This window comes from Shewanella sp. 0m-8, assembly GCF_052977265.1.
This window is the reverse complement of sequence record NZ_JBRIMB010000002.1, coordinates 39,558-53,485: the sequence shown is the minus strand read 5'-3', so window position 1 is coordinate 53,485 and position 13,928 is coordinate 39,558. Positions and strand designations below refer to the sequence as shown.

At 45.3% G+C, this 13,928-nt stretch carries 9 protein-coding genes; 3 read left to right on the top strand and 6 right to left on the bottom strand.

The genetic code is table 11. From position 1 onward, the window contains the following. The first annotated feature begins 362 nt into the window (after positions 1-362). A complete protein-coding gene (locus ACVBIO_RS01390; protein ID WP_447160285.1) occupies positions 363-965 on the top strand; it encodes an acetate uptake transporter in 603 nt (200 codons plus the stop codon). 122 nt (positions 966-1,087) lie between these two features. Here the strand turns inward: ACVBIO_RS01390 and ACVBIO_RS01385 are convergent, their stop codons facing one another. The 3 genes from ACVBIO_RS01385 to ACVBIO_RS01375 all read right to left on the bottom strand — a co-directional run bounded on the left by ACVBIO_RS01385 (position 1,088) and on the right by ACVBIO_RS01375 (position 4,192). After that, positions 1,088-2,620, bottom strand: a complete 1,533-nt coding sequence (locus tag ACVBIO_RS01385; RefSeq protein WP_447160286.1) for an MFS transporter — start codon at positions 2,618-2,620, stop codon at positions 1,088-1,090. Positions 2,621-3,008: 388 nt separating this feature from the next. Continuing rightward, positions 3,009-3,698, bottom strand: a complete 690-nt coding sequence (locus ACVBIO_RS01380) for an LrgB family protein (RefSeq protein ID WP_447160287.1) — start codon at positions 3,696-3,698, stop codon at positions 3,009-3,011. Beyond that, positions 3,695-4,192 carry a CidA/LrgA family protein gene (locus tag ACVBIO_RS01375; protein WP_447160288.1) on the bottom strand — a complete coding sequence of 166 codons (498 nt, stop codon included), beginning with the start codon at positions 4,190-4,192 and terminating at the stop codon, positions 3,695-3,697. The genes ACVBIO_RS01380 and ACVBIO_RS01375 overlap by 4 nt, the downstream gene beginning before the upstream one ends. Before the next feature lie 107 nt (positions 4,193-4,299). Between ACVBIO_RS01375 and ACVBIO_RS01370 the strand changes: the two genes are divergently transcribed. Then, positions 4,300-5,211 (top strand): LysR substrate-binding domain-containing protein, encoded by a 912-nt coding sequence (locus ACVBIO_RS01370; RefSeq protein WP_447160289.1) that lies wholly within the window; start codon positions 4,300-4,302, stop codon positions 5,209-5,211. A 212-nt stretch (positions 5,212-5,423) separates the two neighbouring features. On the opposite strand, the gene ACVBIO_RS01365 is transcribed toward ACVBIO_RS01370, so the two are convergent. Together ACVBIO_RS01365 and ACVBIO_RS01360 are read right to left on the bottom strand one after the other, a co-directional pair. Then, positions 5,424-5,591, bottom strand: a complete 168-nt coding sequence (locus tag ACVBIO_RS01365; protein ID WP_447160290.1) for a YqaE/Pmp3 family membrane protein — start codon at positions 5,589-5,591, stop codon at positions 5,424-5,426. A gap of 268 nt (positions 5,592-5,859) precedes the next feature. Continuing rightward, positions 5,860-8,820: an ImpA family metalloprotease gene (locus tag ACVBIO_RS01360; RefSeq protein WP_447171823.1), complete on the bottom strand. Its 2,961-nt coding sequence runs from the start codon at positions 8,818-8,820 to the stop codon at positions 5,860-5,862. A 373-nt stretch (positions 8,821-9,193) separates the two neighbouring features. Here ACVBIO_RS01360 and ACVBIO_RS01355 point away from each other — a divergent pair, with 373 nt between their 5' ends. Continuing rightward, a complete protein-coding gene (locus ACVBIO_RS01355; RefSeq protein ID WP_447171822.1) occupies positions 9,194-10,915 on the top strand; it encodes a methyl-accepting chemotaxis protein in 1,722 nt (573 codons plus the stop codon). An 88-nt stretch (positions 10,916-11,003) separates the two neighbouring features. Here the strand turns inward: ACVBIO_RS01355 and ACVBIO_RS01350 are convergent, their stop codons facing one another. Further along, a complete protein-coding gene (locus ACVBIO_RS01350) occupies positions 11,004-13,919 on the bottom strand; it encodes a valine--tRNA ligase (protein ID WP_447164468.1) in 2,916 nt (971 codons plus the stop codon). Between the last annotated feature and the right edge of the window lie 9 nt (positions 13,920-13,928).

The window sequence follows — 13,928 nt, the reverse complement described above, 5'->3', positions numbered from 1 at the left end:
GACCATTTTTTTAGTTTGTGAGCTGGTGCAATTTTTCAGCACTTTTACTCTGCGAATTTCATCAGTTGCTAATGTGCTAAACTTGAACAGTGTGTTCAATGTCATATTTTTATTGGTTTACGTGACCAGCGTCTCGCATTGGTTTTGCGCTTGAACTAAAGTCCTCTTTTTGTTTATAACACATTGATTAATTAGTAATATACCGTATTAGTTTCGATTTCCCTCGTTTCCCCTACGCCTGCGAGCATATTTGCTCGGCCCCATCGCTTCGACTAGAATGCGCGCGCTCAAATTAACTTAATTTCATATTTGCATTTAGCGGTGCGAATATATTTTTTGACTACTTCCTGTAGGGGAACTTAATGTCGACACAACTAGCTAACCCAGCTCCACTAGGCCTAATGGGCTTTGGTATGACAACTGTCTTACTTAACATCCATAACGCAGGTTTCTTCCCAATTGATTCAATGATCTTAGCAATGGGGATCTTCTACGGCGGTATCGCTCAAGTTATCGTTGGTATCATGTGCTTTAAGCGTGGTGACACGTTTGGTACAACTGCATTTACTTCTTACGGTTTATTCTGGTTAACTTTGGTTGGCTTAATCGTTATGCCTAAAATGGGCCTAGCAGAAGCAAGCCCAGCTAGCTTTATGGGTTGGTACTTAGGTTTATGGGGTCTGTTCACAGCAGCACTTTTTGTGGGCTCACTACGTTACCCACGTGCTAAGCAAGTTGTGTTTGCATCATTAACGATTTTGTTCTTCCTACTTGCAGCTCGTGATTTCACGGGTAGTGAGCTAATCGGCACGATCGCTGGCTACGAAGGTATCTTCTGTGGTTTAAGCGCAATTTACTTTGCTATGGCACAAGTATTAAATGCTGAGTTTGGCCGCGTTATTTTACCAGTTGGTCCAGTTGCAGTTGCTGCATATGAGCCCGCTGCAGAAAAACAAGCCGCTTAAGTTATAAGTTATCCATTATCACCTATCTCCGATAATGTGAAATTTAAAGCGAAAAAAAAGCTGACCGAGGTCAGCTTTTTTTGTCTCTGCTTTTTATTTCATACTTAGTAACAGTACATTGCTTAACGCTGCTGAAGCTTAAACAACCACTTACCGTAAAGGTAAATACCAATCGCTGAGATGCTACCGATTGCGGCAATGATATACCAAGCCATACCTATATCATGGGTGTTATATAAAAGCGTTGTCAGTGCTTGTGCACTCTCGCCGGTGTAGCTAACCAAAGTTGTAAAAGCTTCACCCTGTGGGATCGCGCTAATATCTGCAGCGCTCATGCCACGTTCGGCCAATAGTTCGCGGGAAAAAACCTCCTTCGATGCATACATCTCGTAGAGTTTAGGACCAAAGTAACCTTCAAGCGTCCAGCCAATACCCTGCGGTAACATAACAAAGCCTAAGTACATGGCTTTTTTACCTTCCGGTGCAATGTTACCCATAAACTCGTTCTTCTTTGGGCTGATCATCATTTCACCGAATGAGAACATCGCAATCGCAAGCACAATCATCCATGCCGCGTTTGTTGCGCCAATCAATACGAACGCCAAAATACTCAACAAGCAGCCAGCGAGCATAGCTGTAGTGATACGGTATTTAGCGGTTAAAGCAGCGACCAAGAAACAGCTGGTCATGATCATGCCGGCATTTAGGTTTAGCATGCCCTCTGGCATCACCTTAGTTCCGGTATTATCAAGCCCTAGCCAGAATTGGAAGAAGCCATTAGAGGTCCCTTCTGGACCAAATAGCGAGGTCACAATTACACTGGTATCGACCCACTCAGAAATGTGAATAGGTAGAACATCGAACAGTGAGTTAAACAGGAACCAGAAACCCGCAAATACCAACATATAGTAGATAACGATAGGCTTTTTTAGCTCGTGTAAAGCATCGCGCCAGAGCGCTTCTTGCTTAATCTCACCCGATTTAATTTTACGGTTACGTTCTAAACGCTCTTCTTTTCCGGGCTCTTTATAAGCAAATAAGAACAGGAAGTTAAACGAGATGATTGCAGCGCAGGCATAAAATACGTTATCCCAAGATAGCTGACGCATATGCACAGCAACCAGTGGGCCGAGGAAACCACCAATATTAACGACCTGATAGAATATACCCCATGCCATCGAGGTGTTTTGTCTACCCGTGGATAAGACTAATGTGCCTTGGATCCCAGGCTTAAATATACCAGTACCGGCAGCAAGCAAGATGGCACCAAATAAGAAACCATAAAAGCTTGGGAAAAACGCCATGACTAAGTAGCCAGCAATTTTGATAAGTGTGGAGGCAAAAATTGTTTCTTTATAGCCGACACGGTCTGAGATCCCGCCGGTAAAGACAGGTACAAAGGTCTGCATAAATGCCCACAGAGCAATAATGACACCATAATCACTGAGGCTAATGCCTAAGCCACCTTCTGATACTGGGGCTTTGGCGTAGAGGCCAGCACTGGCTTTAACGCCGTAATAGGCGATTCGCTCAACGAGCTCCATGCCGCCGACAATCCAGAAAATGTAACTTAAGCTGGCAATAGAGGCCCACATACCCAGCTGCTTAACTTCCCTTAGGTCGTTATCTGCATAAGCATCGTTCGAATCACTCATAGCTATCCCTTCAAATGTTTTAATTATTTAATCGTTATTATGTATATATCTTAATTGTGTTGGTTTTGGGTTTGTAGAGCGTGTGAATCTCTGCCAAAACGCTGCAAGCTTGTAATTGCATGCGACACTTTACCTAATTTGGTTGCAAACACCAATGCGTTATTACATTGAGTCGTAACGGATGTTTTAAACAAAATTGAGTTTTATGGGGAAAGTACTCTGAAGTGCCGATAATTGTGAGGGAGCGAGGTAAGCCATAAGCTTGCGGCTGATATGGCTATGGAGGCCGGAATTACACATCAAGGCTAAATAAAGCATAAATATGGTTCGATTCAAGTTGTCGTTTTATTGCTTGAATCAAGTTGTACTTCAATAGGTATTGTTGCGATTAGCTGAGTAATCGGGCAAAGAGTGGGGCGCTTAATACCATCGCAATCCCGGTAAATATCATGGTCAGGCTCGCGATAACCCCTTCTTGACGGCCTAATTCACTCGCCTTAGCGGCGCCAGCTCCGTGGGCGGAAGCACCTAATGCGACGCCTTTAGCAACAGAGCTGCGAATGTTAGCGACTTTAAATAAAGGCTCACAAATGAGCATGCCCATGATCCCTGTCAGTAGCACCAGCATAGCGGTGAGTTCTGGCACACCACCAAAGGCGCCAGTGGCTTCGATAGCGAAGGGGGTTGAGACTGAGCGTACCATTAAGCTATGAGATAACTCGGCTGGCATGTTGGTTAAGTAGGCCAATAGCCAAGAGGAGCCCAAGCCGAGTAATAAACCCGTTATAACACCTAAACTTAAGGTCAGTGGATACTGCTTAATTAACAGGCGTTCACGGTAAATTGGCAGCGCAAAAGCGATTGTTGCAGGAGCGAGCATCGCAGCTAGCCAGTGGGTGTAACTGAAGTAGTCGTTAACACTAATATTCAAACACACAACCACTAACAAAATAACGACAGGCGCGACAATAATGGGCGCAAACCAGACTTTACGTTGACGGCGATAGAGGGCTTTACTGGCGTAATAACCCGCCAATGTTAAGACCAAGCAAAATATTCCTATAGCAGAATGATTCACGCAGCCTTCCTTTTCTCATGGGGTAAATCGACAGGGCGTAGCGGTATGACTTGCGCTTTTGAAGAGGCTAAGTGTTTTCTTAATCGCAGCCTTCGTTCAAATTTGAATAATTTATCGACAGTAAAAGCCGTGCCCAATAACACGCAGGTGCTAGCGACTAACATGGAACTGATAAGCACCAAGCCATAATGTTCAAGCAAGGCTTCATATTTAATGACCGCCACAACGGGAGGAATAAAAAACAGCAGTAGATCGCCAATGAGCCAAGTGGCTCCCATATTGACGCTTTTTTCAGGCACCATCTTACTGGCAAGTAGCAGTAATAAAATCCCTAAACCAATTACGCTGCCGGGGATAGGGGAGTTAATTTTCTGTGCTAATACTTGGCAGGCCCAGGCCAATAAACACAAAGCAACGATTTGTGCGATCATCTGTGAGGCGGCTAAAGCGATATGCTTAGCATTTTTATGACAGGGCTTGGCAAAAGTTGCCATGGTGAATTCCAAACTAGGGCTTTGAGGATTGATGCTTAGTTTACGCTTGCTTAATTGATAGAAAAAATGAATATTAAGAATGGAATCTATCAATTTTGGTTATCTAAATGGATCTTAAAACCCTGCACTATTTTATGCAAGTCGTGGATGCGGGTGGATTTGCAAAAGCAAGCCGCACAGCATTTCTAACTCAACCTGCGCTTTCTAAGGCAATAAAAATGCTAGAAGAAGAGCTCGATATGGTGTTGTTAGAGCGTGGTAAGCGTGGCACACAAATTAAGCTAACGGCGGCAGGTGAAGTGGTTTATCGACATGCGCAGCAATTGCTGGCTGGTCGCCAAGAGCTGCTTAATGAGCTCGATGCGTTGCGTAATTTAACCGGCGGCAGCTTAAAGTTAGGCTTAGCTCCGCTTGGTAGCGCCGAGCTATTTGCCCCTGTTATAGCAAAGTTTAGGCAGCAATATCCGAAAGTTGATATGCAATTACTGGTTCGTGGCGGCATTGAGCAAACACTAGCCTTACAAAAAAATGAAATTGAGTTGGCAACAGGGATCATTGAATTTGATGGTGAATTTGATGGATTAAGGATCCGTAATGATCCTATGGTCGTCGTGGTGCCGAAAACCCACGCGTTAGCCGGTTATCAAGAGCTACAGCTTAAAGATCTGCAATCTTTAGCGCAGGTGATGTTTGAACCTGAATATGCACTCTATGAGCTGATCTTAGAGGCCTGCGATAAGGCGGGTTTTGTCCCCGCTGAAATTACTCGAGTCAGCCATGCTGACTTTGGCATAGCTCTGGTTGCGGCCGGTACGGGAATTATGGTGTTACCGCAGATTATTGCCGAGCGCTATCGAGTTGATGCTGTGGTTAATGTGCCCCTTGCGGCAAATGATCTTAGGTGGGAATTGTCCCTGTTTTGGCATAAGCAGCAAACTCTCTCTTTTGCGGCTAAGGCGATGATAGAGCTCGTTAAGCAACAGTTAGAGCAGACGGCGATGTTGACGCAGAATAAGTAAAATGCAGCCAATGTTTGGCTTTTTGGAAAACAAAAAGCCTAGCTCATTAGAGACTAGGCTTTGTGCATTTATAGGCGAGTCAGTAGCTGGGGTTACTTAGCAAGCATATAGTGAAGGACAGTCTTTTTAAAACTAAGCGACTAAGACTAAGCAACTAAAACTAACCAAGTAATACCAAGCTGCTAATACTCGCTAGGTAACTACTCGTTAGATTACGACTTAGTGACGACCCACAGAGCGTGTAATAAACCAGGAACGAAGAAAAGCAGGCAGAGAATAATGTTGATTAATAAGTCTTTACCCGCACCATTTTTTAAAAATACTGCCAATGGCGGCAATAGAATCGCAATGATGATAAGTAATAGCTTGTTGGTGTCCATGTTGTAATGTCCTTTTAGTCTTTATCGAATAGCATATTTTTTCGCATAACAAATGGCTTATGCATGGCGATAACTCGATGATTTGTTCAGTACATTTTTTATGATAACTGTTCACAACTTAATCTATATTATAGGGCTTGTAAACGCACCAAGGAGGGATAAACTAAAGCCACCGTATCTTGGTGGCTTTGATCATTTGATTGCTTATTTAATCGATAAGCACATTTACACTTAATTTAGCGCTTAACTCGCCGCTGAAAATACCGGGTTAAAGTGGCCAAGCCTGTTTACCATCCACCGCTACAGCTTGAAGATCTAAGCTTAGGCAGTAATCCCCAGGGTTATAGACATATACTTTCCTGTCGATAACACTAAAGTTAAATCCAGCGACTTGATCTTTGGCCGCTTGTGTCGTCGCCAGTCCCCACATTTGATAAAGCTCACGATAATCTAACTGAGTGGAGTAGCTCATCGCCACCATCAAGAAGTCATTATTTGAGATGTTCTTTGCGGCATCTAAGTTAAATTGACTAAAGCCGAGTAAAGCGCGCTTTTGCAGCCAAAGTTCTTCTGAGCCTTTAGCTCGTTCAAATTCACGCAATAAAATGTGTAGTCTTGCGAGCAGATGCCAACCATTTTCCAGTGCGCCATATTTCTGCGCAGCAACCATCATCTGCAGCATGGTTGCCATGCCATTTGACCAGCTTGTTAGCTTAGCCTCTTGCATATAAGCGAATGGGTCGGCTTGATTCATGCTTTGTTGCAATACTGCAAACTCATCATCAATGTTAAGACCTTGGCAAGAAGGTAATTTACCTAGCTCGGTATAGGCGCGTGACTTAGTGTAATAGGAGTAAGGATTGGTGGTTGAATGGCCATCATGTCCATCAAAACGTAAACGTCCTTTTTCAAGCCCATGCCCTAGCTCATGGATATCGCCGTGGCCAGTTGGGCTAAATGACCAGCTCGCATCATAAGGGTTGCCAGAGCAGCCCGCCCCGCAGGTGGCTTGGTCGGCATTCATATGTTTTACAGTATCAATAGTATCGACTTGCCAGCCTTGGCTGGTGGCAAACTCACTGATCTCTGCAACCTCGTCGATAAACGGCCCTTTAAAACCTGCCAATAGATGTGGATAGTTATGGACCTGGGTCATGATGGCGGTTGCCATTTTTTCTGGGGTATTCCACCGTGGCTCGTGGCTTAGGGTGTTTTGCATCTTATCGATTTTGGAATGCACCTCAAAATGCTCTGTTGCCAGCTCACTCCAATCATATTGATTTGCCGCTAAATCTTGCATGAACTTGTTGCCGTCCATGCCTGTGCGCCAATATGGATGAAGGCCTACTTGCTTAAAGCTAAATTCAGTGGCTAAGTCAGTTTGGTCAAAACGCACCTGCATCGGTCCGCCATAAGGACTGGTAAACTTAATGGTTTCACCGGCCTTAACTTCAATATGGGTCGATTGCAATAATTTAGGGCGGTTGTAGCCGTTGCTGGCAAACTCATGAGTTGAACCTGAGCGCAGAGTATTGATAAATACCCAGGTGCGGACTTGACTGTTATCACTTCGCGTCACGCTTACAGTTTGGCCCGGTAGGGCGTAAACGCCAGCAGAGCGGAAACCTTTTTTACTGCTTAAACTCACATGCTGATCTACAGCGCTGATTTGGCTAAAGTCGGTGCGACTAAAGTTGCCTAAGTCCTTTGGTACAGCATTAATATCGCGGAAGTTATAAACGCTATGATCGGCGTAATAGGCTTTAAGGTAATTCAAGCTATCGGTCGTCGTCACATCCATCGGGTATTGAATCGCTTGGCGATAGTTATCACCAAGTAAGATAAGCAGCTTGTAGAGAGAGTAGTCAGGCTGATTGAAAATATCACGTTTACTGGTTTCTATCGCTTGGATATTACTGCGAATAGTACCGAGCGCTGGCCGATAATCATCGTTAAATTTGGCATCGCAACTCGTTGCACAATTGGCAAGGTTAAAATCGACGCGTTCGCTATCGAATAGGCTTAACCATAATTGTTCTTTATCTAGCGCGCTGAAGCTGTCGAGCATCGCGGTGGCAGATGACCAGTCGGCTTTATCTTGAGCAAAATAGTTACCAGGCCCGCCAGAACCTTGCATGCTAAAGCCCATAGGGTTCAGTACGGTTTGGGTTAAGGGAACACTATTCCAGCTATGTAGGTGCACATAGAGCAGTGGTTGTGTCGCCTGTTGAATTTGAGCAATCAGTGGCTCAACAGTTTTGATTGGAAATAGCTCTGAAGAGCCGGTTATCACCAACTGCGCCTCGGCTAAGCAACTGCTAAGCGTGGTTTCATCGCTACAGGTTTGTACCTGCCAATTAGGGTAGTGTTCGCTAATCCAGCTATTGATGCGGCTGACCGTATTGCCGCTCATGAGAAACAGACGTACTTGTTGTGGCTTTGCCAGTGCAGTTTCATCCTGCTTGAGCATCCAGCCTAATAAGCGCTTAAAGCTAGGTTCAAAACTAGCGTTATGACCTTGCTGCATGCTCGAAATAATATCGGTGCCGAATGCAGCATTGCGTTGACCAGACTTGTCATTGGTAGCTGCGAAGGTTAGGCCTTTATTACCCGTAACAATGGCATAAGCCTTATTTTGCGGATAGGCATGTTCTGCGCCTGCAAGCTGGATCATTTGTGAGTGACGGCCTTGATCGTATTGAAGGCTATCATTTTGGTAGATGCTTTTTAGCAGTGTATCGCCGTCTAAGCGATACTGCTGAATGTGACTCAAGGCGCGCTTGATTATTTGTGGTGACATTGCGGCGGCAATACTGGCATCGCCGCTTTTCATCGCCGCGCTGATTTTATCATTGAGCTGAATCGTTATCTGCTCGCTAGCACTTTGGTTACTGCTATCTGTAACCGTAAGGCTGAGGGCAATCTTGCTATCTTGTAATAGTTCTTTGGCATTAATAGTTACGCCTTCAAGTGTCGCGTTTTGTAATGTGACTTCGGGTCCTGATACTTGCTGCCAGCTAAATGTATTAGCGCCAGTGGCATAAATATTGACATCAGCGGTGAGGTTTATCAGCGAATCATTCCATGCCGTTACGGTATCGCCGAGCTCAATAGTGGGAGCTTGAGCTAAGGGCGGTATTACGCCGCCATTATCAGATCCCGAATCATCTGATCCGCCACAGGCCGATAAGCCTAATAATAAACAACTCGATACAAGCAAATGCTTCATTTTATTTACACTCTATGCAATTTGTTTACATCTTGAATTTGTTTCATGTTTAAAGCAATGGTTATTTTTAAAATAGTTATATAAAACAATGTTTAAGGCGGTTTTTTGGCGTTGTCATCAAATTGACATTTGTTGTAAATTTAGTGGTGACTAAATTAGTATTTCTCACTATTGGCTTTGCCGCCAATTCTACGACTCGTTTTCGCTGTGACCCATATCAACTATTTATACAATCGATTGATTTTCAGGTATTAAATTGTCGCTTTTACTCTATGCTGCTTGCCGACTCGATATTGTTAGAAGCAATGAGTAGGTAGTTAAATCGAGCATTTCTTATATTTCAGTAAGGCAACCCCGGAGACTAGGGAACTGTATGTCTGTATTAATCGAACAGCTAGACCGAGAAGACCTTCGCCAATCGAATCACTCGCAAGCGAATGTTGTCTCAGCATTTAAATCAGTACGTTTTCAACTAAAACTGATTGTATTTTTGACCGTGATCTCTTTCCTATTCCTAGGGTATAAGGGGATTTCTGGTATGCAAGATGCGGGCGATTCGATAGGAAAGCTGTATGCCGAAGGTATGCAGCATAGTATTCGCGCTGGACAGGTGCTTAATGAACTTGCTACTGCTCGAAGTGAGCTTTTATTAGCGTTTCAGCACGATCCAAGTAGCCCGTTTTCTGAAATGCATAACCATCCTCTGAGGCTGCATGTTAGCCAGGCACAGGCGGCTATCGAGCTGCTGTATAATATTATCGATAATGAAATCTTAGGCGCGAAATTAGATAATGAAGAACGGCTGCAAGCTAGCCGTTTAAAGACTCAGCTCGATAAAGTGGTCGCGCAGGGGTTTAACCCAACAATAGATGCCTTAGAGCGAGGCGAGTATGAAGCGGCAAACCGGGTGTTGCTGACACAGATTAACCCACTGTTTAAGAACATTACCGCTGAGGCGCAGTCTTTCTTAGATATGCAGGTTGTAGAGGGGCGAGATAGCTTCAATCGTTTTAATGAAGACATGCGTATTTATCTCTTGCTGGTGGCGGTTTTCTCGACGGTTTGTATCTTGGTTATAACGATTAGCTCATCACTTATTGTTCGTCGTATGGGCAAGGCGATGACGGAGCTAGAAACCACTGCCATTGATATTGCTAATGGCGATTTAACCAAGCGCATAGAGCTTGGTGGGGATGATGAGTTTTCGCATATTGCTACCTATGTGAATCAAATTGCGGCACGCTTTCAGCATGCTGTACAAAATACCCATGAGTCGACAGCTCGCTTAGCCAGTGCAGCGGAAGAGAACTCTGTGGTATCGACTCAGACTCAGCGTAATGTGATTGACCAGCAACAGCAAACTCAGCAAATCGCTGCCGCGATTCATCAGTTCTCTGCAACGGTGCGAGAAGTTGCGCAAAGTGCCGAAGCTGCAGCTATGACGTCAACAGAAGCAAATGACGTGGCTCATCATGGGCAAACCGTTGTGAGTGAAAGTATTGCGGTGATCGAGACGTTATCAACAGAGATGGATGGGGCGACAGAAGCGATGCAATTGTTGTCTAAGTCATCTGATGAAATCGGCTCAGTTGTTGATGTTATTCAAGGGATCTCGCAGCAAACTAACTTACTTGCCTTAAACGCGGCAATTGAAGCGGCTAGGGCTGGAGAGCAGGGCCGAGGTTTTGCTGTTGTCGCTGATGAGGTACGTTCGCTGGCTAAACGAACTCAGGACTCGACTGAGGAGATCCAGAAGATGATCCAGCATTTGCAACAGGGCGCACGCGACTCGATGTTGATGATGGAGCGCGGTACAGAGCAAGCTAAGTTAAGCGTGGATAAATCACAACAAGCGGGTGACGCGCTACAGTTAATTATGGTGAGCATCGAGCAAATTAGTGCTTTGAATACGCAGATAGCGACCGCATCAGAAGAGCAGAGCTTAGTGACCGAAGAGATTAGTCGCAATATTATTAATATTAGCGATATATCAGATCAAACAGCAGCAGGTGCAGAGCAAACGCAGGCCGCGACCCATGAGCTTGCCCAGCTTGCTGAATCTATGCAGCAAGAGATTGCTTACTACCGAGTGTGATTTTGTTGAAGTATTAGATTTTAGCTAACAAAAAGGGCTGTCGATGACAGCCCTTTTTCTTTTTTTACGCTATTTGTAGCTTTTCGAATTAGCCTTCTAGCTTAGCCAGTTCAGCTTTCTGTTCAGTTAGCTTGTCCATATCACGTTGGTATTCGGCTTGCTTAGCACGCTCTTTTTCAATCACGGCAGCAGGGGCTTTGGCCACGAAACCTTGGTTAGATAACTTACCTTCGATACGCGCAAATTCAGCTGCCGCTTTCTCGAGTAATTTATCGATACGCGCCACTTCTTTAGCCACGTCGATAAGACCTGCCATTGGGATCAATAGCTCCATGTTGCCTACAAGCTGAGTAGTCGACATCGGCGCAACATCATCTTCAGACATAATGGTGATAGTCTCAAGTTTTGCCAGTGTAGTGAAGAATATCTGGTTCGCTTCAAGACGTGCTCTGTCTTTGTAGCTCACGCCACGTAGCAATGCATTAAGCGGCTTAGATGGCGCGATGTTAAGTTCTGCGCGGATGTTACGTACCGCAACAATCACTTGCTTAACCCACTCTAAATCTTCCATCGCAGCAGCATCGACTTTGTCAGCTTGATACTCAGGGAAGGCAGCCAACATCAATGTGTCACCCTCAACACCGGCTAGTGGCTTAACGCGCTGCCAGATAGTCTCAGTTAGGTATGGCATGATTGGGTGCATTAGACGCTGCATCTGCTCTAGTACGTTAACCAAAGTATGGCGCGTACCACGAAGCTGTGCATCGGTGCCACTTTGCATAACAGGTTTCGTTAACTCTAAGTACCAGTCACAGAACTGGTTCCAAGTGAACTCGTAAATGGTGTTAGCGGCAAGATCGAAACGGTAGTTAGCCATGTGCTCGTCGTAGGCTTTAACGGTTTCATTGAACAGACCGATAATCCAGCGATCGGCAATCGATAGCTCCATTGCGCCTGGCTTGCCATCAACCAGAATTTGGCCACAATCTAGCGCTTCGCCAACAGCATCATCGCTCGCGCCTTCAGCTTGCACTTCGGTGTTCATCAATACGTAACGTGATGCGTTCCAGATCTTGTTACAGAAACTGCGGTAACCATCTAGGCGCTTCATGTCCCAGTTGATGTCACGGCCCGTTGATGCCATAGACGCTAGTGTAAAGCGCAGTGCGTCAGTACCATGCGGCTCGATACCTTCGCTAAACTCTTTACGCGTGCTCTTTTCAATCTTAGCGGCAAGTTGTGGCTGCATCATGTTGCCAGTACGCTTAGTCACTAGTGACTCAAGGTCGATACCGTCAATCATGTCTAATGGATCAAGTACGTTACCCTTAGACTTAGACATCTTGTTACCGGCTTCATCACGGATAAGGCCTGTCACATATACCGTCTTGAACGGCACTTGTGGTTTGCCGTTTTCATCTTTGATGAAATGCATGGTCATCATGATCATACGGGCAACCCAGAAGAAGATGATGTCAAAACCAGTAACCAACACATCAGTTGGGTGGAAGGCTTTAAGCTCAGCGGTATCTTTTGGCCAGCCTAGTGTAGAGAACGTCCACAATGCTGAACTGAACCAGGTATCAAGTACGTCGGCGTCTTGGCGAAGTACTACTGAGTCATCAAGGCTGTGCTTAGCACGGACTTCTGCTTCATCGCGGCCAACATACACTTTGCCTGCTTCGTCGTACCAAGCTGGGATACGGTGACCCCACCAAAGCTGACGTGAAATACACCAGTCTTGAATGTCACGCATCCAAGAGTTGTACATGTTCTCATACTGCTGTGGTACAAACTTGATGTCACCGTTTTCAACCGCTTCCATGGCAGTTTTAGCCATAGGTGCAACGGCAACATACCATTGATCTGTTAGTAATGGCTCGATTACCACACCAGAGCGGTCACCGTAAGGGACTTTTAATCCGTGTGGATCGATTTTGCCCAGTAGGCCTAATGTTTCAAACTCTGCAACAATCGCGCTGCGCGCTTTAAAGCGATCAAGACCGACATAACGCTCAGGTAGGCTATTATCTAGTTCGTTGTTTGCAGTGCCGTCGGTGTTAACCACTTCAGCGCTTGAGCGAATTGCCGCATCAATGGTTAAGATGTTGTACATCGGCAATTCATGTCGCTTACCGACTTCATAGTCGTTAAAGTCGTGCGCAGGAGTGATTTTCACACAACCTGTACCGAACTCGATATCAACATAATCGTCTGCGACAATAGGGATAAGACGGTTGACGATTGGCAGTAAAATGAATTTGCCAATTAGCGATTGATAACGCTCATCGTCTGGGTGAACCGCTACTGCACTGTCACCCAGCATGGTTTCAGGACGTGTGGTTGCTACTTCTAGGTAGTCTTTACCATCGCTAGTCAAAGCGCCATCGGCAAGTGGGTAGCGGAAATGCCACATGCTGCCTTGCTTTTCTTTGTTCTCAACTTCTAAATCAGAGATAGCGGTGTGCAGGGTCGGATCCCAGTTCACTAGGCGCTTACCGCGGTAGATTAGGTCATCTTCGTAAAGGCGTACAAATACTTCTTGTACCGCTTCAGACATGCCTTCGTCCATAGTAAAACGTTCACGGTCCCAATCAACAGATGCGCCAAGGCGACGTAGCTGCTTAGTGATGGTGCCGCCAGATTGCTCTTTCCAATCCCAGATACGATCGATAAAGTTTTCACGACCCAAATCATGGCGGTTTAAGCCTTCTTCGGCTGCCACTTTACGCTCAACTAACATTTGAGTGGCAATACCGGCGTGGTCTGTACCGACCTGCCAAAGGGTGTTCTTACCCTTCATACGCTGGTAACGGGTTAACGTATCCATGATGGTATCTTGGAAGGCGTGACCCATATGCAAACTACCCGTCACATTTGGTGGCGGGATCATGATGCAATAGTTGCCTTGAGACTCGTCGCCGTGTGGCTTGAAGTAACCTTTCTCTTCCCAGTTTTGGTAAAGAGACTGTTCGATAGACTGCGGGTTATATGTTTTTTCCATGAGGCGTGT

Coding starts and splice junctions, on each gene's coding strand:
- ACVBIO_RS01390 (WP_447160285.1), top strand. CDS start 363: ATGTCGACACAACTAGCTAACCCAGCTCCACTAGGCCTAATGGGCTTT.
- ACVBIO_RS01385 (WP_447160286.1), bottom strand. CDS start 2,620: ATGAGTGATTCGAACGATGCTTATGCAGATAACGACCTAAGGGAAGTT.
- ACVBIO_RS01375 (WP_447160288.1), bottom strand. CDS start 4,192: ATGGCAACTTTTGCCAAGCCCTGTCATAAAAATGCTAAGCATATCGCT.
- ACVBIO_RS01370 (WP_447160289.1), top strand. CDS start 4,300: ATGGATCTTAAAACCCTGCACTATTTTATGCAAGTCGTGGATGCGGGT.
- ACVBIO_RS01365 (WP_447160290.1), bottom strand. CDS start 5,591: ATGGACACCAACAAGCTATTACTTATCATCATTGCGATTCTATTGCCG.
- ACVBIO_RS01360 (WP_447171823.1), bottom strand. CDS start 8,820: ATGAAGCATTTGCTTGTATCGAGTTGTTTATTATTAGGCTTATCGGCC.
- ACVBIO_RS01355 (WP_447171822.1), top strand. CDS start 9,194: ATGTCTGTATTAATCGAACAGCTAGACCGAGAAGACCTTCGCCAATCG.
- ACVBIO_RS01350 (WP_447164468.1), bottom strand. CDS start 13,919: ATGGAAAAAACATATAACCCGCAGTCTATCGAACAGTCTCTTTACCAA.